Source organism: Cohnella zeiphila (genome assembly GCF_014212055.1).
GTDB lineage: Bacteria > Bacillota > Bacilli > Paenibacillales > Paenibacillaceae > Cohnella > Cohnella zeiphila.
In genome coordinates this window covers 156,061-174,984 of record NZ_JACJVO010000009.1, presented here as the reverse complement: position 1 = coordinate 174,984, position 18,924 = coordinate 156,061, and the positions used below count along the sequence as shown (strand labels likewise).

Here is an 18,924-nt window from a genome sequence, read left to right as displayed (position 1 = left end):
TCGTCATTTTGGATACAAAAGGGCCAAAAATCGTTATTGAGGCCCGCAAATCTCCGTACTATGATGACTCATGAATAGTATACAACAAAAAGAAGGAGAGAGTCCGATATGAGAGTAGCGGTAGTCGGCTGCGGCGGCATGGGGCACGTGCATGCGCAAAGCTTCGCCGGAATGGCGGATGCCGAGTTGGTCGGCGTATGCGACATCGATGCGGAGCTTGCCGGCGAGCTGGCCCGGAAGACGGGGACGCGCGCCTTCAGCTCCTTTGCCGATATGCTGAGAGAGACGGATCCGCAGGTGATCAGCATCGCGCTGCCGAGCTATTTGCACAAGCAGGCCGTGCTGGAGGCGGCGGAGGCCGGCAGGCACGTCATCTGCGAGAAGCCGGTCGCGCTGTCGCTGGAGGATACCGACGAGATGATCGCGGCATGCCGCCGGAACGGCGTCCGGCTGTTCGTCGGCCATGTCGTCCGGTTTTTCCCGGAATACGAGCAGGCCCGCCGGCAGATCGCGGAAGCTCAAATCGGCGAACCCGGCGTCGCCCATGCCAAGAGGATCGGCGGACATCCCGGAAACGCGAAGGGCTGGTTCAAGGACCCTGCGAAAAGCGGCGGCGTCATCGTCGACATGATGATTCACGACATCGATTTTATGCGGTGGATCTGGGGAGAGGTCAAGTCGGTCTATGCCATGAACGCCTGCACGGACGACTCGGATTACGCGTTGGTGACGCTGGAGTTCGCGAACGGGGCGGCCGCCAACCTGGAAGCGCATTGGGGCGACCCCGGCCCGTTCCGGTACGCGGCCGAAATCGCGGGCTCCGCGGGATTGATTCAACTGAACAGCGCGGCCTCCGGCTCGCTGCAAATCCGCACCCGCGCCCACGCCGAAAGGGACGGGCGATTCGCCGAAATTCCGCAAAGCCCGGGCATTCTGAGCCCGTACGACCGGGAGCTGGCGCATTTTCTGGCGTGCGTGCGGGACGGCGCGGAGCCGCTCGTCACGGCGGAGGACGCGCGGGAGGCGCTCCGCATCGCGCTCGCGGCGCTGGAATCGATCCGGACGGGCAAAGCCGTTTTATTATGATCGCAAAGGAGGAACGAACAGTGAAAAAACTGAAAGTAGGCCTGATCAGCTTCGCGCACGGCCATGCGAACAGCTATTTCGCGAGCCTGGCCGGCATGCCGGAGGTCGAGATCGTCGGCATTGCCGACGAGTCGCAGAGCCGCGTGGCCTCGATCGTCGAACGCAGCGGCGTGCCCTACTACGCCGATTATCGGGAGCTGCTCGCTTCCGATGCCGATGCCGTCGTCATCTGCTCGGAGAACGTCCATCATGCCAAACAGGCGGTCGCGGCGGCCGAGGCCAAAAAGCATGTGCTGTGCGAGAAGCCGCTCGGCATCTCCGTCGGCGAGATGGAACGGATGATCGCCGCCGCCCGGGAGAACGGCGTCCAGCTGATGACCGCTTTCCCGTGCCGTTATCTGCCGGCCGTGACCGGCGCCAAAGCCGCGATCGAGCGCGGCGAGATCGGCGACATCGTCGCCGTCAAAGGAACCAACCACGGGACGAATCCCGGCGGCTGGTTTACCGATAAGTCGCTGTCGGGCGGCGGCGCCCTGCTCGACCATACGGTCCATGTAATGGATCTGCTGAACTGGATGGTCGGCTCGGAGGCGAAAGAGGTCTACGGATATGCCGCATCGCGGTTCGGCGAGACGAAAATCGACGACGCGGGCCTCGTTCATGTGAAATTCGCCGGAGGCGCCTTCGCCGTCATCGATACGAGCTGGTCCCGCCCGCGATCGTTCCCGACCTGGGGCGACGTGACGATGGAAATCGTCGGCACGAAAGGCATCATCTCCGTCGACGGCTTCGCCCAGAAGAACGAGGTGTACAGCGATCTCGCCGGCAAAGGCAGCTGGAGCTACTGGGGCGACGATATGGACCGGCTGATGATCGAGTCGTTCGTCCGATCGCTGCTGGAGGGCCGGCCGGTGCCGATCACCGGCGAAGACGGCTTGCGCTCCGCCGCCGTGGCGCTTGCCGCCTACGAGTCCGCGAAGCTGGGACAGCCTGTGGCGCTTTAGGCAAGGGTGATGATGCTGAAATGGAGCTGCAGAATATAGGCGGAAATGAATAGAGGGGCCGACGGTGCCGAAGGGCGTCCGTCGGCTTTTCGCAATCTAATAGAAATAAAGATGAGACGCTAAACTTATCCAAGGTTTTATCGTGGGTGATGGCGCATATTTCCCGAACTGTATACCGCATATGCTTTTGTAACGACCATTCTCCCGTTGTCGGCATACGATATTGAAACGCGTCGGACAAGGGGTTGATGAAATGAAGCTTTCCCAATTGAAACAATCCTATGATCTTATTTTAAGCATGGGATCCAATTGCGATTCGGCTTTATATTTACGCAGCAACGGGCTGCGCAGTTTTTCGGGACCGGTAGATTGGGTGATTTCGGCTTCTATGCCTCAATTAATCCAACAGATCGAGACTAGATTCGTTCATTGCATGAAGCTCGAGAATCTAAAGCTCATCGGATCGGTTTATGGACATTTTTCTGTTGAGGATACGGCTACCGGCATTCTTTCTTTTCATGATTTTCCCGTTCCTCCGGACCAATCCCGGCAAATTGTCAATTATCCGGACTTTAAGGCGCATTTTGACCGGAAAGTCGACAGGTTTTATAAATCCGCACTCGCAAGCCGAAAAGCTTTATATGTCCGCATGCAGGCCAACGTTGAAGAGGCCGAAAGTCTTCGGTTGGCGCTGGAACGCATTTCGGGCGGAGAAGTCTATTTATTAGTCGCCAATTATGCGGAGTTGGAGGATACGTCAGTGCATGAGGAGGATTGGGATGTACCGTTTATAACGGCAGTACAAATCCCTTTAACAGAGTCCCTAAGACCGGCGGCTTGGCAGAATGTTTTGTCCGGCTTCGTATTGGACGGCAAATTATGATTTGGTGAAGACGCGATAATGTCCCAAAAAGAGCAGCGAGGTGATCCCTCCTGCTCTTCCTTTGCTTCCGGGTAATGGTCTGGGGATTTCAGATTCCATTTGTAAGCCCGTGCGACGGCTCCGTCATCCGTTTGCGGAATTCCTTGGGCGACAGTCCCTCCATTTTGTTGAAGATATGCGTGAAGTAATTGGAATCGTTGAATCCGACGGCCTCGGAGATTTCGATGATCTTCATGTCCGTGCTTTTGAGCAGAATCTTGGCCTTCCGCACGCGCAAATTTTGGATATAGCCGGTTACGCTTGTGCCGGTCTCCTTCTTGAACAAGTTGCTGAAGTAGCTGGGGTTGAGGTGAACATGGGCCGCCACCTCGGCCAACCCGCATTCGCCCATGTATTGCTCTTCCATGAACCGGATGGCTTGCTTGACCGGATTGTCGTTCTTGCCGGCGAGCCAGCTGTTATGGGAATGCAGGAATTCACGGATGTACGCTTGGAGCCAGGCAACGATGGCTTCCGTCGTCTCGCAGTGATAGACGGAACCCCATTCTATGGAACGCGCGGCCATGCGCCATTCGGGAAAATGCACTTCGACCAGCCGGAGAAGAGCAGCGGTCAGAAGCAGCGCTTCGATCTTGGCGGTCTGAGAGGGCAGAGTGCTAATCTGCGCCACTTGCTCCTGCAATTCCCTGCCCAATCGGCCGTTATCCTCCGACATGAGCCACGATATGATTTCCTTCTCCTTTTCGTAAAGCGCTGTCTGGTTAAGCAAAGATTCATGGACAGCGTTGCGCTCCGCGACTGCCTCCCGGCCCGGTTCGCCGCCATACCGCTCGTAAGCTTGGCGCAGCTCCTCCGCGCTGCGGCATAGACCCTGATCCGAGAAGGCGAGCCCCAGTTTCAAATAATGATGAACCGAATCGGAGAGCGTCCGCAGCCAGGAGGAAGGCTTTTCCGGACGGGAAGCGGTCCGGTCCGCCAATAAAGCCCATTCCGACGAACTCAAGGAAAAAAGCCGGAAGCCGCCGCCATACCATTTATGTAAGTACTCCCTGACAATGTTGCCAAGAGCATATTGCAGAAGCGGCAGGTCTTGGGCGGAATAACGCTTTTCCGCGGGGAAATAAGTCGGGACGCTAAGAAAGATCAGCTCGCATTCCCTCATCCGCCCGAGCAAAGCCGTCGCCTCCCCATGGTTGCAGGGCATGCCCATCATCGCCGAGCGAAGCTGGCCGTCCTCATGCTGGCGCTTCCAATCCTCCACCAGCCGCCCGGTCTGATTCTCTTCGATCAGCCGTACATAGGTCCGGTCGAGTACGCTCAGGATATCCGCTTCTACGCAAGGCTTCGTGATAAAGTCCAGCACCCCGAACTTGAGCGCGGACTGGGCATAAGCGAATTCCTTAAAGCCCGTGATGATCACAATCTTGGTCCCCCAGCCGCGGCCCCTGATTTCCTCGGCCAACTGCAGCCCATCCATATGGGGCATGCGGATATCGGTTATTAGCAGATCGGGGACGCATTGCTCCATCGAAGACAGGGCGGCCCGGCCATTGGCAGCTTCTCCCGCCACCACCCATTCGGCGGACCTTTTCCCGGCCAGCTTGAGCAGTCCCTTGCGAAAATTCGGCTGATCCTCGGCGATAAACAGCTTGCCTTTCATCCGTTTCCCTCCCCCAAGTACTCTTTCGGCATCGTCTGAACGGGAAGCCTGATGTGAACGGCCGTTCCTTTTCCCTTGACGCTGGAGATGGCGACGCCGTAAGGAGCCCCGTACACCAGTTCAATGCGCCGCAGCACGCTTTTGAAGCCGATTCCCGTTTTGTGGTTCTCCGGCAGCGCATCCGCTTCCTTCAAAGCATATAAAGTGCTGTCATCCATGCCGCAGCCGTTGTCAGCCACCTCGATCTGCAGCGCTCCATCCCTCAAAACCGCCTTTACCCTGAGCACCCGGTCTTCCTCCATATCGCGGAAGGCATGCACAAAAACATTTTCCACCACCGGCAGCAACAGGCATCTCATCATCCGCAGACCAAGCAACGATTCTTCGGCCTGAATGATCGTTTCGATCTCGCCGGTAAACAACTCCGTCTGAATCTTAATATAATTGCGTACCTGCTGGAGTTCCTCTCCCAGCGTCGTATCGGTCTTGACGGATTGAAGCGAATACTTCAGCATCTCCGAGATGGCGTTGATCAAAAGAGCCGCCTCCGCCTGGTCGTCGTTATATAGCTTCCAATACAGTTCATTGAACAGGTTATGCAGATAATGAGGGTTCAACTGCGCCTGAATGGCTTTTAATTCCGATTCCCGCTGGCTGATCTGGGCCAGATAGACTTTGTTGATCAATGCGCTTACTTGCTCCGCCATGCTGTTGAAGCTCTCGCCGATAAACCCGAGCTCATCGCCGGATCGGACGCTGATCCGGGCCGAGAAATTCCCCTCGCGCAATTTGCGCAGTCCCCGCATCAGATCGGCCAGCGGCGCCAGCAGAGATCTGGTAGAAATCGTAATCAAGAGCGAGCTGAGAAGCACGACGCCGATTCCGGCAAAAATAAAGATATGGATGATGTCCTTGTTTTTTCGTTGAATCTCCTGCAGAGAGACCCCTCCGTATAACGTAAAGCCTGCCGGTTCCAGATGATGGCGGACAAACAAGTACGTGATTCCGCTCATCTTGGCGTATTGGGGACGGGGATCGCCGGCTTCGATCAAGCGCATCAACTGCTCCGTCTCCTCCTGATTCGTATTGGAGTAGAGCAATCCCCCCAGAGGTTCCAGCAGCAGCACCTTGCCGTTGCCGTTCTCCGTAAGATCCCGCAGCACCTTGGATACCAGGCTTTCCTCCATCACCATCACCATCGTTCCGTAGGGGATCAGCTCGTCGTTGAGCATCCGTCTGGCAGCGACCAGCACCGTCCGGCGTCCGCCGGGATCGACCGCGCTGGGCAGACTGGCCCGGCCCCAGACCAGGTTCCCCCGGTGCGCCTCCAGCTTGTTCATCACCGCGGCAAGATCTTCCGGTCCCGGTTCTCCCGACGCCCCGTTGGTGGAGAGGACGGCCAGATCTCCATTCTCATTGAACAGAAAGATGGAGCGGATCGACGGCGCATCCACTTGCAGCGTGGTTAGCTGCTCTTCCACATATTTGCGGTTCTTGTATTGGGTAAAGAGACCGCCTTCAGGCTCAAGGCTTTCTCTAACGAACGACTCAATCGAAGGGTTCAGGATAATCGATTGGGATACCCGGCTTACCTCCTGGAAAGTCAGCTCCAGTCTGGCCAGAGCCTGTTCATTGGCGATGGAGAACTGCTTGCTGATCTCGCCCTCCATCAATTGCACATTCAACCGGTATACCAGCCACCCTGCTAATGTGAAGGCCAGTGCAACCATGCAAGAGAGTAGTACAATCAGCTTCAATTTGAAGCTGCCCTTCATTCTTCCGGCAATTCTCCCCGGCCAGCTTATCGGATTCAGCTTGGTTGCCTCCTCGAGATGTTGAGATTCGATCCGATTGTAACCACTTTCATCTCGATTTTAAAACAAACTTGGCCCGGCATCTACCGGACCAAGTCCTTTTTTGCTATATTGCCGGCGCTCCGCCCCGTTATTTGAGTTGGGACCGGACCATCTCCAGCACATCATCGCCCAAGAAGGCGGTCTCCTTGTTTTCTTGATACCAATTATTCATGAACTCCTCGATCTGCTTGCCGCCGCCTCTCTCCCAGGCCGCTTTGGCATCCGCAACCGCATGCTCGGCCGTATATTTGGACCCGCCGATGATTCCTTTGACGATGATGTCGCTCACTTCTTTGCTCACGTTGGTATTGATCACGACCAGGTCGCTTGGCAGAGCGGGCATATGCTCATAATGAGTAAGAGCGGGATATTTGGCGTCCGGATTGAGCAAGAACTGGTCGGCTTGCTTCATCATCTCCAGCCCCGCCTTCTGATCCGGATCGTTCACATCGAATGCCGATTCAGAGGACAATAATTTGTTCTCCGGAGTGGAGTAGAACATGGTGTAGTCCGCGGCCCAATCCACTTCCTTCGTGTTCTTATCGACATCGATCACTTTGGGCATGCCGTCCGCTCCCTTTTTCCAATGCTCCCCTTCAATCCCCTTTCTCAGCGTCAGCGCCGTATCCGGCTGGATCATGAAATTGATATATTCCATCGCCGCCTTGGGATCTTTGGCCGCGGCGTTGACCACGGTCGTCATCTGAATCGGGTTGGTCACGTGATGGACAAACAGTCCCATAGGAGACTTGGGATTCATCATCGGAGCGATCTCCGCATCCGGGACAACCTTTCGGATGGTCTTGATATCGGTGACCGTACTCTCGAACCAGCTATTGATTTGGGGAGGAAGGTAAACGCCCACCTTGCCGTTCAAATAATCCTGCCGCGCTTTGGAACCATTCGAGTCCGCCAAGTAGTCCCGGTCGATCAGTCCTTCATCGAACAGCCTCTTCTTGAACTTCGTTGCCTCCAGTAAATTATCCCAGCTGCGGACGATTTTGTCGTCATCCGAGATTTTCCAACCGTACGAGCCGAACATGGAATCCACCATGCCGCCGGAGGTATAGCTTATATTGGTTCCGTATGTATCCTTCTTGCCGTTGCCGTCCGGGTCCTGCTCTACGAAAGCCTTCAAGACCGCCAACAGCTCTTCGGTCGTTTTCGGAACCTCCAGGTTCAGCTTTTTCAGCCAATCCGTCCGGATAAACGCCACGCTTTGCAGATGGGGCTCGTTAATTTTGCCGATTTCGTAGAGCTTGCCGTCCGACTTGGTGCCCACCTGGCGCAGTTGGGGATACTTCTCCAGCAATTTTTCGTATTCGGGGGCATACTGCAGGTAATCGTCCAGGGGCAGCAGCTGCTTCTGCTGATACAAAGAGTCCCGGAAGCCCGTATCGTAATCGTTGACGATATCCGGCGCGCTGCCGGATGCGAACATTACGTTTAACTTCTGAGTCGACTCCGATCGAACCACAGGCACATATTTGGCCTCAACGGGAGAATGTTCATTGATCCACTTCGTCCAGCGGTTCTCCTCCACGGTTCCCTCCGCTGCCGGGATATTGCCCCGGTCGTAGTTCGACACGGTAATGACGGGTTTTCCTCCGCTTTGTCCCCCTTCCTTTGATTGGCTGCAACCGGCAACCCCCATCGTCGAAATGACAGCCAGTACCGCCGATGACCAGACCCTTTTGTTCCATTTGGATGATTGCTCCAACATTTTGCATGCTCCCCTCGATCTATATGGAATGATGTGATGCCGCTAGCCTTTAATGGAACCGAGCATAACGCCTTGAACGAAATACTTCTGCAAAAACGGATACACCGCCAGCATCGGCACCACCATCACCATGACGCCTACCGCCTTCAGCTTCTCGGAGATCAACTCCTGCTGCTGCATAATGTCCATCGCCATCATGTTGTCCATGCTTTGAATCTGCAGCATGCCTTGGACGACGACCATGAGGTTCTGCAGGTCCGTCCGGTTGATGTACAGAATGACATTCATGAACATGTTCCAGTATCCGACTCCGTAGAACAATGTCAAAGTGGCCAGCATGGGGAGGGATAGGGGCAGAACGATTCGTCCAAGCAGCTGCAGCTCCCCGCAGCCGTCCATCTGAGCCGATTCCGTCACTTCGCCCGGTATGTTCTCGAAGTAGCTCTTCATGATCAGCATATTGTAGGTGCTGACCAGCCCGACGAACCACAAGGACCAATACGTGTTCGTCAGATGCAATTGGTTCATCACCAGATAAGTGGGAATGATGCCGCCGCTGAATAACATGGTGAACAGAGCGGCCGTTGTGAGCGGCTTGCGGGCATACAGGTAGCGGCGGGACAAGGGATAGGCCGTCAGCACCGTGGCCAGCATGCTCAGCGCCGTTCCGACCAGCGTGATGACGACGCTGTTGCCGAACGCTCGCAAGGCCGGCGTGTTCTCAAAAAAATATTCGTAAGCGGTAAAGTCAAGTCCCACCGGCCAGAACCAGACACGCCCCAGATCCACCGCATGCCCTTCGCTGACAGACAACGCAATCATGTGCAGGAAGGGCAGGATGCAGGTGAGGGCGATTAGGATCAAAACGAGATGAACGATGACCGAAAAAAGCTTTCCTCCTGCCGATTCTTTCAACGCATTTCTCCTCCTAGAACAAGCCTTGGTCGAACTTCCGGGCCAGCGCGTTAGCCGACAACACCAGCACCAGACCGACAAAGGACTCGAATAAACCCATCGCCGTGGTCAGACTGAATTGCGCATGCTGCAGCCCCACCTTGTACACATAGGTGCTGATGACCTCCGCCTTCTCCAGGACCGTAGGGTTTTGCAAGTTGTACACTTGGTCGAATCCTACCTCCATCAGGCGGCCCATGCCAAGAATCAGCAGCAGGACGATCGTCGGGCGGAGGCCCGGCAGGGTAATGTGCCAGATCCGCCTTAGCTTGCCTGCGCCGTCCAGCGCGGCGGATTCGTACAGACTGGGATCAATGGCCGAGAGGGCGGCGAGATAGATGATGGCGCCGAACCCCATCTCCTTCCACATCCCCGAGCCGATGAAGATCGCGATCCAGGAGTCGGCGCGGTACAGGAAGGGCACCGGCTCCATGCCCCATTGCCCCAGCAGCTTGTTGAGGGTGCCGCCGTCAATCGAGAAGAGGGTCAGGATAAGACCCGCTACGATGACCCAGGACAGGAAGTGGGGCAGATAAATAATCGTTTGAATCCAGCGCTTCAGCCAGTTCCTCCGTATCTCATTCAGCGCAATGGCGATGATGATCGGTGCGGGAAAACCGAAGATCAGATTCAGAACGCTCAAAGTAAGGGTGTTCCAGATGATCTGCAGCGTCGCCTTGGACTGGAACAAAAGCTCGAAATTTTTGAGTCCTACCCAAGGACTTGACAGAATGCCGTCATGGAAGTTGTAATTCTTGAAGGCGATCACAAGTCCCCCCATGGGAAAATACCGAAAGATCACATAGAACAAGACTCCCGGTATCAGCATGATGAACAGCGGAATATTCTGCCGAAACCGCTTGGTCGCGAAAAAGGCTTGTTTGGCCTTGAGCGTCCTGTCCGTATCGGCGGCGGCAGGCGTTATCGGCATGGTCTGACCTTCTTTCTGTGTTGAATGATTGCTGCGATGGCTCTAATGTATCGCAGTTGCTACGGTTCAAACCTTAAGAATCCGTAGGTTTTTCTATAGTTTTTTTGCTTTTCGCGCAAGAAAAAGGACGCGAATTCGCTCGCGTCCTTTTCTGCGCTTCCCTTGCCGGCTGCGTGTACTAGCCGTTCCTGCCATTCGGAACTTCAGGTGAAAGAGCCGCGGATGTACCCGGCGTAACTTTCGATCCTCCCGTAACCATGACTTTGAAATCGTCGAAGTCGATGGAGGCGTTGGCATAGCCGTCGATGCCGAACCGCTGGCCGGTCAGCTTGCTGCCGCCTGCATGGCGGAAAAGGAAGTCAACGGCCACCGGAACAGGATCATCGTTGAGATAGACGGTATAAGATTTGGCGTCCCAGTTGGCTACCATTTTGATCTTATACCAGGTATTGTATGCAACGTTTTTGACCGGCTTCTTGGATCCCCCATCCTGCACGATCATTTTACCCGAATCAAATGCCGTGACCATGGAATAATTGCCGGTACCGCTGTCGTTTCTCACCATGGCGCCATTGGCGTACGGGAAGCTGCTGTTTAATCTGACGCGATATTCGATGACGATGCGCTGATCCCCCGTAGCTGTCGCCTCGCCTGCAAACGGCAGGAACAGGTTTGCCTTGCCCGAAGCAGCGGTTGTGGTCAGCCGAAGGAATTTGTTCCCGTCCTCTTCTTGCACGGTGGCGGCAGCGCCGTTGGTCAGATCTTCGGCGGTAATGCCGTAAGGATACTTGCCCGTCTCATCGCCGGAGAAGTCCCGGTAAGCGTTATAGGTCACGCCATCTTCGGTAAGGTTGAGCGAGCCTAACAAATCTGCTTCCGCTTGAGCAAGGGAACTTCGCTCCCGGTTAAACTGCTCTTCCGTCAGACCGGCGTCTGTGGATAATTCCTCTGCATGGTTCAGCTCAGCCAGCAGGGCATTATAGGCAGCTTGACTATAGTTGCCCAAGCCTTCGCCCAGAGGGTATGAGAAATTGTCTATCCTGCCGCGAAGTTGATTCACAATGTCATCAAGACCCCATCCCGGGACAACCTCCACGGAAGCGGCAGCCGAAATCTTCTCGCCATTCAGTGTCAATATGACAGGCACCTGAACAGTGCCAAGGGTGTTGAAGTTCATTCCTTCCAGCTTCCAGCTGACCTCGGCAGATCCTCTCTTTCCCTTGTAGTTGACGTCAACCGCGCCGGGCAGCCTGGGTGTCACTCCGGAGGGAGTCTTTACTCGAGAAAGAACCTGAGGAACCTGAGACGGATCAGGAATTACCGTCAAGTTAAACGTTGCTTCCTTGCCGCCGTATACGGCTTTAATCACCGTATCCCCCGGCCCGGCGCCATATACCTGACCGGCAGCCGTAACCTTAGCCGCGTCGGGGTTGCTGCTGGAGTACGTGGCGCCGGCCGTCACATCCTGAACTTCATAGGTATTGTAGTATGCCGTTAACTGCAGTTTCCTTGTCCTGATCAGGATGTTTTTCAATCCGCTGATGGCAATGGACCGCACAGACTTCGGTTCTGCGGCAACGGTGACCGTGGCCGTGGCCGTTTTCCCATTATAGGTCGCGGTGATCGTGGCGCTGCCTGCCTTGAGCCCCTTGACCCCATTCCCGTCAACATCGGCAACCTCTTTGTTGGAAGAACGGAAGGAAACTCCGCTTTCGACAGGGGAATAGGCAGTGCCTGTTACCGAATACACGGGCAAACTGCGACTTTCCCCCAACCCCAGCGTGTACCCCGGAGAATCGAATAAAATTTCCGACGCGACATCAAGCTTGAATAGATCCATACTGTCAATCTCGGCAAGGTTGGTCCCCGTCGAGAAACGGATGGTATTGTCTCCTTGCTTCAGATAGACTTTCGCCGTGGAGGCTCCCCAACGATTCCAGCCGGAATAGACGATGCTCAATAGGGCGCCGGAACCGCCGTTGACCGACAAGATTTGGGAAGCATCCGCCTGATTCGATGAGCCGTTGGCGTTGCGCATGGACAGCATATAAAATCCCGCCTCCGGCACGTTGACCGTAAACTGGGCATTATCCTCGGCGTTCTTGAGATTGGCGATCTTCTTCCCGCCGGAAGCGGAGCTTTCCCGCCAGACGGCAGGACCGGTTCCGCCGCTGGGATCCTTCCCCAGCTTCGCCGCTTCCGCCTCATAGCGCTGACGTGTCGACTCCCCTGAAGGGATGGCGATCGGTTTGTTCGGATCGACGGGCTCCCCCAGGTTCGGCGTTCCATCTGCGTTCCAGGTGAATTTCTGTGCGCGGACATTGCGGGTCCACCCTGATCCCGGCCAGCGGGCGGCATGGTAGATGATCCAGTCCTCGCTGCCGTCGGGAGATGTGACGAAACTACAGTGGCCCGGGCCGTAAACGCCGTTGGCGCTGGAGAAAATCGGCTGATCCCTTTTTAGCCAGGATGCGGGATTCAGCAGGTCGGCATTGATGTCGGCCGTAATCAGCCCGAGACAGTAACTGTCCGTCCAACTTGCGTTTGCGGAATAGATCAGGTTGATGGTGTTTCCCCGTATCATGACTTCGGGACCTTCATTGATCCTGCCCGAGGACGTTTCCCAATCATGGTCAGGCGTCGAGATCAGCACCCGTTCCGAGCCGATGGTCCACGGATTGCTCATCTTCGCGATATACAGGTTCTGAAAACTGCCGTCCGTTTCCTCCCAGCCGGACCAGATGAAATAGAGTTCATCATTCACCTCCAGCACGGTGCCGTCGATCGCCCAGCGGTCGGTGGAATCGGTCATCTTCCCTTTGAACTCCCAGGTTCCGGTCATCGGATTCTCACTGGCGTTCTCCAGCACGTACATGCGGTGGTTTGCGTTGGTTCCGTCGTCGGCCGCGAAGTAAATATACCATTTGTATTGGCCATCGGTATCTTGGAGATAGTGCATTTCCGGCGCCCAAACATCGGAACTGTACAGGGTACCCTTAACCGGTGTCCAGGCTAAGCTCCTCTCGCCCGCATCAAGGCCGGTGATGGTCTTCGATCTGCGGATCATGATGCCGCTGGCGTTGACAAAGACATTGTAGTAATAGCCGTCCGTGTGCTTGTAAACCCAGGGGTCGCTTCCGGTCTGAAAGATAACATTGTAGAAATCCGACACCTCCGACACCTCCGTTGTCGACGCCGACATCGAATCCGTCGCATCCGGCGTCGGCTCCGCCGCCGCAGCCGCTACGATCCATTGCGGCAGCATCAGCAGTACCGCGAGACAAAGCAGCAGATACCTGAATCTTTTGCCGAGCATTTGCAATCCTCCCCGGAATCCTATCATCCTTTTTGAATTGAAAGCGGTCACAAGACTGCCCATAAGTTCTGCCGAAGCCTCTTGGTCTCGACTGTTTGGCCTTTGGCATCTGATCCGTTCGGCTTGATCTAACCTTCTTTCTTGATGGAATAGATTTCGCTGACGGGTATAACTGTATCGTAGCCCCTTCGGTGCGAACCTTAAGAATCCCTAGGTTTTTCTACAGTTTTTTTGTTTTTCATCCCGGTCCGCGAACACGCAAGCAAAGCCCTTTCAACTTTTCCGCGGGGAGCACAACGAGAACGTTGTAAGGCATAAAGTTAATCAAAAAAACAATCGTTAGCCGCTTGGACTAACGATTGTTTTTTCTCGCTTAAAATTTATTCGGGAATTGCTTAACGATGCCTTCTGTCAGAATGTCCGCAAAATGAATCATATGGATCTCGTTCTTGTCGGTTGCCGCAATATCCGCTTTCCAATCTCCCTTGATACGGTCAAGAACGATTTCCGTAATGAGCTCAAGGTGCGTATACAGCATATCCCGCAGCAGTTTGAACGACCAGTTCGGGTTCGCCTCGCTTAAAAATTTGGCGAGATCATCGGCGTTCCGATGCCAGTCCTTCTCAAACTTCCGGACATCCGCCTGATTGCTTGCTTTGGCGGCCGCAACGATTTTTCCCGCAATCAGAATGTGCTCTTTCAGAAGCTCGGCCAGCTTGTTGCCTGCGGCTTCGCCATAATAAGGCTTTATTACATTGCCTATATCCTGTTGGTTCCGTAGAAGCCGGTCCAATACATCGTTCTGATCCGGGTGATCGGACAGGGCGCTTACGATATAGTTTCTCGTCCATATCGTATGGTCGATCCAACCCTTCTGCATATCGACTTTCAACTGCACCATTTTGGGACTAAGACAAGCCGTATCCTTCTTGTCGTTCACCTTTGCTTGCGCAGGTAGTACTGAAAATGACATGCTGAAAACAAGCCCAAGCGTTACCAACAACTTCAGCGGCATTTTGCTTATCACTTCATCTGCTCCTCTGTACGATTTGATCAAACGGGTGTCCGTCATATTATGGATTAAAGATCCAGATTCATACTTGCAAGGCCGCTGAAGAAGGAAGTGTTCAGCTGGGCGATATTGCGATAAGTTAGGCTCCAGATTGCAGTTCCCAAATTCCCGTTCCGCCGCTATACCCGTTTCGTTTCACCGCCTGGCCGAATACACAAACAAAGCCCTTCCGGCCTCCTGCCGGAAGGCGAAAGGGCTTAAGTATTTCGAATCGCGATTGAAACGGGCCGGCCGCCCGCATCAAGCTCTTTTTCTCCGGGACCAGACGACGACCGGAATCAGAAGCAGCGACAGAACGGACCCGGCCAAGGATAGCGCCGCGTAGCTGGATTGTGCAACAACCATTCCGGACAATGCCCCTCCGGACGCTCCCCCAAGCGCAATCAATACATCTACCGTACCTTGTGTTTTTGCGCGGATCTGCGGAGGGGTTGCATCGACAATAGCCGACGTTCCGCTAATGAAACCGAAGTTCCAACCCAAACCAAGAAGAACAAGTGCCAGAACAAGAAGCTCCATGGATTCGCCAGGCGCAGAAGCAGCGAGCAAACCCGCTATCAACAAAGTAAATCCGGAAGCATACGACATGATTCGATGTCCGAACCGATCGACGAGAATGCCGGTAATTGGAGAAGGCAGATACATGGCGGCAACATGAAGACCGATGACGACTCCCACTTCTCCTAAACCGTGTCCATGATGCTGCATGTGAACCGGAGTCATGGTCATAATGCCGACCATCACAATTTGAGTGAGCAGCATGACGGTTGCGCCGACCATAATTCCCTTTTTATGGATCGCGTTCTCTTGCGCATGAATCAGTTTCTCCTCTTTGAGGATGGCTTTGGTCCGTTCGGCCTCCGCAATCGCTTTGGCTACAAGGTAAGGATCCGGCCGCAGGAAAAGAAGCAGTACCAGACCGGCGGCAAGATACGCCACCGCCGCCAGCATGAACGGGCCCGACAGCTTAGGAGCGCCTATGGAAGCGGCCAGCTGTCCCGTAATATTGACCAGATTCGGACCGGCAACGGCACCGAACGTCGTGAATACCATTGCCATGCTGATCGCTTTTGCCCGATTCGCGGGCAATGCCAAATCTGTCCCCGCATAACGTGCCTGCAAGTTTGTAGCCGTACCTGCCCCGTAAATCAACATTGAAAGAAATAGCAAGGGCACGCTGTGGAATAACGCGGCGAGCACGACTCCAATCGCTCCGAAGCCGCCTGCGATGAATCCCGTGGCCAGACCAGCCCGACGTCCGGATCGTTGGGAGAGACGACCGACCGATAGGGCGGCGCCAGCCGAGCCTAACGTAAATAGAGCGGTCGGAATCCCGGCATAGCCGTCACTTCCAAGCATTTGTTGGGCAAGCAATGCTCCTACGGTGATGCCTGCCGCCAAACCGGCTCCCCCAAAAATTTGCGAAAATATAACTACCCTCAATGTTTTTGCATGCAGTTGACGCTGCTTCTCGGTTGAAATCACATATTCCGCGATGGAGCCTGACAGGTTTTGCGCCCTTTCCCCAAGTCCAACATTCGCCTCCGCCATCCATAGCCTCCTTTATCGTCTGTATTTACCTGCCGACATCCTCTTTTACATTTGTATTCGCCGTCAATAAGCCAACTTAAGGACCCGTTCAGTATATAACAATGTCGCCCATTATTCAATTGATTAATTGTATAATAGATGAGTTTTCCGTCGGCTTGACATCATAAGTGAACATGCTAAAATTCAATCATTCAATTGATTTTAGATTACATTCAATAAAGTAAGGAGCATACCTTTATGAATTGGAAAGAAATTGCGACCCTTGAAGAGTGGGATGAAGTTTTATCAAATTCATCTACACGCGGACAGGTTATTTTAAAACACAGCACAACATGCCCGGTTAGCGCCAATGCCCTTCATGAGTTTGAGGATTACTTAAAAGACAGCCCGAATCCGGACATGGACTATACTCTTGTGAAAGTTATCGAATCCCGTCCGGTATCCAACAAAATAGCAGAGGATTTGAATGTTAAACACGAATCGCCGCAAATCATTTACTTGAAGGAGAAGTCCAAATATTGGGCGGCTTCGCACTGGTCGGTCACAAAGGCACATATGAAAGCCGTTTTAGATTAATCGGGATTCCGAACGGAGCGTTACGATCCGCTGAAGATTGGAGGTCGACATCATGGAGGAAATGTTTAACTCGGCGAAAATCCTTAAAGAGGAGCTTTACAAGCAACTGTCCAGAATCGGAAAAAGCATATCGAGCGACAAGCGATTGGAAATTTTGAACTTGTTGTCGCAAGGACCGAAAACGGTAGAGAAGCTGGCCGCTTTTACAGATATGAATTTTGCCAACGTGTCCCGTCATCTTCAAGTTTTGCTGGATGCAAAAATGGTCAAGTTCGCGAAAAAAGGGACTTACGCCGTCTATTCGTTGGCTGACCCGGCCATTGTTGACTTCCTCTCCTCCCTGTGGCGGATTAGCGAAAAACAACTTCCGGATATCGGAAAGCTCAAAGATGATTTCCTGAATAATCTGGATGAAATTCAAACCCTGACGATGGATGAAGTCAAGAAGAAAATCAGCAACGAATCCATCCTTCTCTTGGATGTACGGCCTAAGGAAGAATACGAAACCGGCCATATCGAAGGGGCCGTCTCGGTACCGATGGAGGACCTGGAATCGTTTATGCATGAACTGCCCCAAAATGCTGAAATCGTAGCCTACTGCCGAGGCCCGCTGTGTGTCTTCTCTGCCCTAGCCGCGCAAAAATTGCAATCCAACGGATTTAGGGCATTTCGGATGGATGAGGGCTTGAATGAATGGCAAGAGCATTTTCAATTGCCTCATTAAAATGAATAGTCTATCACATTGTCGCAAAAGAAACAGCGGCTGCTAGGAACGAGAATGAGTCCTAGAATGCCGCTGTTTCTTTTTTTCATTCAATTTTGGGTTCGAAGACCGTTAATCGGCCAATTCATCTTCATAATCAGGGTATTGCTACCCCCAGCCCGTCAATTTGGGCAAAGGCGCAGATCGGAAATTGTTGACATGAATGATAATCCCGCGTAAGGGAAAAATGAATATCGCTTGAAAGATTGGGTAATGAACATTCTCATTTCAAAGAAGGTGAACCCCATGATGTTTGTCGTGAAGTTTGTCTTGAAGTGGATCATAAACGGAGTAATCATCATCGGCTTTCTGATGTATTTCGCGAGCGTATCCTTTACGACGGCGGCCACCACGGCAACTGCGCTTACCATAATTTCTTACTTCGCAGGAGACCATATGATTTTGCGGTCCACGAACAACACGATAGCAACGTTAGCCGATGCGGTTTTGACATTTGCGTTTCTTTGGTTGGTATCTTATTTGATGAAATGGGATTTGAGTGCCGTTGAAATTCTAGTCACAACGGTCATCCTTGGCGCCGCGGAATGGTTTATTCACCGTTATGTATTCCAACGGAAATTGTCTGTCCAAGGAAGCTGACCGGGGCGTTCCGGTTTACCCAACCATAAAGAGCAGAGGGGTTTATGCCTCCTGCTCTTTATTTTCGTCTGCCGCTGGATATTCTGCATGCTCCCGATGTAGAAGGCATTTTTATATTGGAAAACAGTAATCCCACCCGGTTCAAGGGTTGTCTCATTCGAATAGAATGTTATTCAACGAAAGGGGGTGATGCGTAATGGCCATTCAAATCCTTGATGAGAGAATTTCCATTGCTTCAACCAATAATTCAAAGCCTCTAGGCCAGTTGTCGCCAACTCCGGCGCTAATTGGCGATATCGGATTGCAGGTAGGAGCCGCCATACCAACCGGAAATACAGGTAGCGTTCGAGTAGCGCTGGCCGGGATTGTCAACCTCACGTATGACCTTGTCGTTAACTCTGATATTACGATAACAGTAGAACGAAATTCCAACGGTACCGCCGGCACCGGCGTCGTGATTTATACACAGGCATATTCCACAGGGGGAGAGACAATTCCGCCGCTCAGCATTATAGCGGGAGATTTCCCTCCAATCGATGCCGTGCTCTCGGGACAGATACGGTATTCCATGTTCATCAGTTCACCTGATTCAGGCGTAATCTTCTATGATGGTCCGATAGTATTTAATGGTTCGGCTTCCGCAGGGACCACGACTTCATAGCCTGAATGAAAAGAACATCTGTGGAGACTTTTGCCCATCACGATAACCCGCGCGATGGGCTTTTGCCGTTTGAGAAAAACCGAAGCCCCGGGCTGGTCCTCATGCAATCGTAAACGCAAGCCGCAATACGTTCCGGCGAAAATAAAAAAAATCCCATACGTTTCAGGGATTTGCGTCTTCATTGTTATGGTGCGGTCGAGAGGACTCGAACCTCCACGGTATTGCTACCGCCAGCCCCTCAAGCTGGTGCGTCTGCCATTCCGCCACGACCGCATATGATGATGTTTC

General features: G+C 53.6%; 15 protein-coding genes and 1 tRNA gene. 7 read left to right on the top strand and 9 right to left on the bottom strand.

The features are described 5' to 3' along the window. Nucleotides 1–108 precede the first annotated feature (108 nt). From H7C18_RS08050 to H7C18_RS08040, 3 genes are all read left to right on the top strand, one after another. Nucleotides 109–1,086 (top strand): Gfo/Idh/MocA family protein, encoded by a 978-nt coding sequence (locus H7C18_RS08050; RefSeq protein WP_185128508.1) that lies wholly within the window; start codon nt 109–111, stop codon nt 1,084–1,086. A gap of 20 nt (nt 1,087–1,106) precedes the next feature. Then, nucleotides 1,107–2,090, top strand: a complete 984-nt coding sequence (locus H7C18_RS08045; protein ID WP_185128507.1) for a Gfo/Idh/MocA family protein — start codon at nt 1,107–1,109, stop codon at nt 2,088–2,090. A 253-nt stretch (nt 2,091–2,343) separates the two neighbouring features. Continuing rightward, nucleotides 2,344–2,973: a DUF1796 family putative cysteine peptidase gene (locus H7C18_RS08040; RefSeq protein ID WP_185128506.1), complete on the top strand. Its 630-nt coding sequence runs from the start codon at nt 2,344–2,346 to the stop codon at nt 2,971–2,973. Between the two features lie 88 nt (nt 2,974–3,061). Here the strand turns inward: H7C18_RS08040 and H7C18_RS08035 are convergent, their stop codons facing one another. The 8 genes from H7C18_RS08035 to H7C18_RS08000 form a co-directional block, all read right to left on the bottom strand. After that, a complete protein-coding gene (locus H7C18_RS08035; RefSeq protein WP_185128505.1) occupies nt 3,062–4,633 on the bottom strand; it encodes a response regulator transcription factor in 1,572 nt (523 codons plus the stop codon). Continuing rightward, nucleotides 4,630–6,312, bottom strand: a complete 1,683-nt coding sequence (locus tag H7C18_RS08030; protein ID WP_337913229.1) for a cache domain-containing sensor histidine kinase — start codon at nt 6,310–6,312, stop codon at nt 4,630–4,632. The genes H7C18_RS08035 and H7C18_RS08030 overlap by 4 nt, the downstream gene beginning before the upstream one ends. 265 nt (nt 6,313–6,577) lie before the next feature. Then, nucleotides 6,578–8,212, bottom strand: coding sequence for an extracellular solute-binding protein (locus tag H7C18_RS08025; RefSeq protein WP_185128504.1), 1,635 nt, complete (start codon nt 8,210–8,212; stop codon nt 6,578–6,580). Nucleotides 8,213–8,254: 42 nt separating this feature from the next. Continuing rightward, nucleotides 8,255–9,127 (bottom strand): carbohydrate ABC transporter permease, encoded by an 873-nt coding sequence (locus H7C18_RS08020; RefSeq protein ID WP_238357550.1) that lies wholly within the window; start codon nt 9,125–9,127, stop codon nt 8,255–8,257. A 13-nt stretch (nt 9,128–9,140) separates the two neighbouring features. Beyond that, on the bottom strand, nt 9,141–10,097 hold the full coding sequence (locus tag H7C18_RS08015; protein ID WP_185128503.1) for an ABC transporter permease: 957 nt from the start codon (nt 10,095–10,097) through the stop codon (nt 9,141–9,143). A gap of 178 nt (nt 10,098–10,275) precedes the next feature. Beyond that, the gene (locus H7C18_RS08010) at nt 10,276–13,413 is read right to left on the bottom strand and encodes a family 43 glycosylhydrolase (protein WP_238357549.1); all 3,138 of its coding nucleotides are present in this window, start codon (nt 13,411–13,413) and stop codon (nt 10,276–10,278) included. A gap of 373 nt (nt 13,414–13,786) precedes the next feature. Then, nucleotides 13,787–14,428, bottom strand: coding sequence for a glycosyltransferase (locus tag H7C18_RS08005; RefSeq protein WP_202886991.1), 642 nt, complete (start codon nt 14,426–14,428; stop codon nt 13,787–13,789). Between the two features lie 297 nt (nt 14,429–14,725). Continuing rightward, entirely contained in the window at nt 14,726–16,036 is a 1,311-nt protein-coding gene (locus tag H7C18_RS08000; protein WP_185128501.1) for an MFS transporter, read from the bottom strand. A gap of 237 nt (nt 16,037–16,273) precedes the next feature. Here H7C18_RS08000 and ytxJ point away from each other — a divergent pair, with 237 nt between their 5' ends. The 4 genes from ytxJ (at nt 16,274) to H7C18_RS07980 (ending at nt 18,636) form a co-directional block, all read left to right on the top strand. Then, entirely contained in the window at nt 16,274–16,612 is a 339-nt protein-coding gene (gene ytxJ / locus H7C18_RS07995) for a bacillithiol system redox-active protein YtxJ (RefSeq protein WP_185128500.1), read from the top strand. A 52-nt stretch (nt 16,613–16,664) separates the two neighbouring features. Continuing rightward, nucleotides 16,665–17,336, top strand: coding sequence for an ArsR/SmtB family transcription factor (locus H7C18_RS07990; protein ID WP_185128499.1), 672 nt, complete (start codon nt 16,665–16,667; stop codon nt 17,334–17,336). 285 nt (nt 17,337–17,621) lie between these two features. Beyond that, entirely contained in the window at nt 17,622–17,975 is a 354-nt protein-coding gene (locus tag H7C18_RS07985) for a DUF2512 family protein (protein ID WP_185128498.1), read from the top strand. A gap of 196 nt (nt 17,976–18,171) precedes the next feature. Continuing rightward, nucleotides 18,172–18,636, top strand: coding sequence for a hypothetical protein (locus H7C18_RS07980; RefSeq protein WP_185128497.1), 465 nt, complete (start codon nt 18,172–18,174; stop codon nt 18,634–18,636). Between the two features lie 187 nt (nt 18,637–18,823). Here H7C18_RS07980 and H7C18_RS07975 read toward each other — a convergent pair. Continuing rightward, nucleotides 18,824–18,909 (bottom strand) — tRNA-Leu (locus H7C18_RS07975). Nucleotides 18,910–18,924 lie beyond the last annotated feature (15 nt).

What these genes read in the sequence shown, in the direction of transcription:
- H7C18_RS08040 (WP_185128506.1), top strand. Translation starts at nt 2,344, where the DNA reads ATGAAGCTTTCCCAATTGAAACAATCCTATGATCTTATTTTAAGCATG.
- H7C18_RS07980 (WP_185128497.1), top strand. Translation starts at nt 18,172, where the DNA reads ATGGCCATTCAAATCCTTGATGAGAGAATTTCCATTGCTTCAACCAAT.
- H7C18_RS07990 (WP_185128499.1), top strand. Translation starts at nt 16,665, where the DNA reads ATGGAGGAAATGTTTAACTCGGCGAAAATCCTTAAAGAGGAGCTTTAC.
- H7C18_RS08000 (WP_185128501.1), bottom strand. Translation starts at nt 16,036, where the DNA reads ATGGCGGAGGCGAATGTTGGACTTGGGGAAAGGGCGCAAAACCTGTCA.
- H7C18_RS07985 (WP_185128498.1), top strand. Translation starts at nt 17,622, where the DNA reads ATGATGTTTGTCGTGAAGTTTGTCTTGAAGTGGATCATAAACGGAGTA.
- H7C18_RS08035 (WP_185128505.1), bottom strand. Translation starts at nt 4,633, where the DNA reads ATGAAAGGCAAGCTGTTTATCGCCGAGGATCAGCCGAATTTTCGCAAG.
- H7C18_RS08015 (WP_185128503.1), bottom strand. Translation starts at nt 10,097, where the DNA reads ATGCCGATAACGCCTGCCGCCGCCGATACGGACAGGACGCTCAAGGCC.
- H7C18_RS08005 (WP_202886991.1), bottom strand. Translation starts at nt 14,428, where the DNA reads ATGCCGCTGAAGTTGTTGGTAACGCTTGGGCTTGTTTTCAGCATGTCA.
- ytxJ (WP_185128500.1), top strand. Translation starts at nt 16,274, where the DNA reads ATGAATTGGAAAGAAATTGCGACCCTTGAAGAGTGGGATGAAGTTTTA.
- H7C18_RS08050 (WP_185128508.1), top strand. Translation starts at nt 109, where the DNA reads ATGAGAGTAGCGGTAGTCGGCTGCGGCGGCATGGGGCACGTGCATGCG.
- H7C18_RS08010 (WP_238357549.1), bottom strand. Translation starts at nt 13,413, where the DNA reads ATGCTCGGCAAAAGATTCAGGTATCTGCTGCTTTGTCTCGCGGTACTG.
- H7C18_RS08025 (WP_185128504.1), bottom strand. Translation starts at nt 8,212, where the DNA reads ATGTTGGAGCAATCATCCAAATGGAACAAAAGGGTCTGGTCATCGGCG.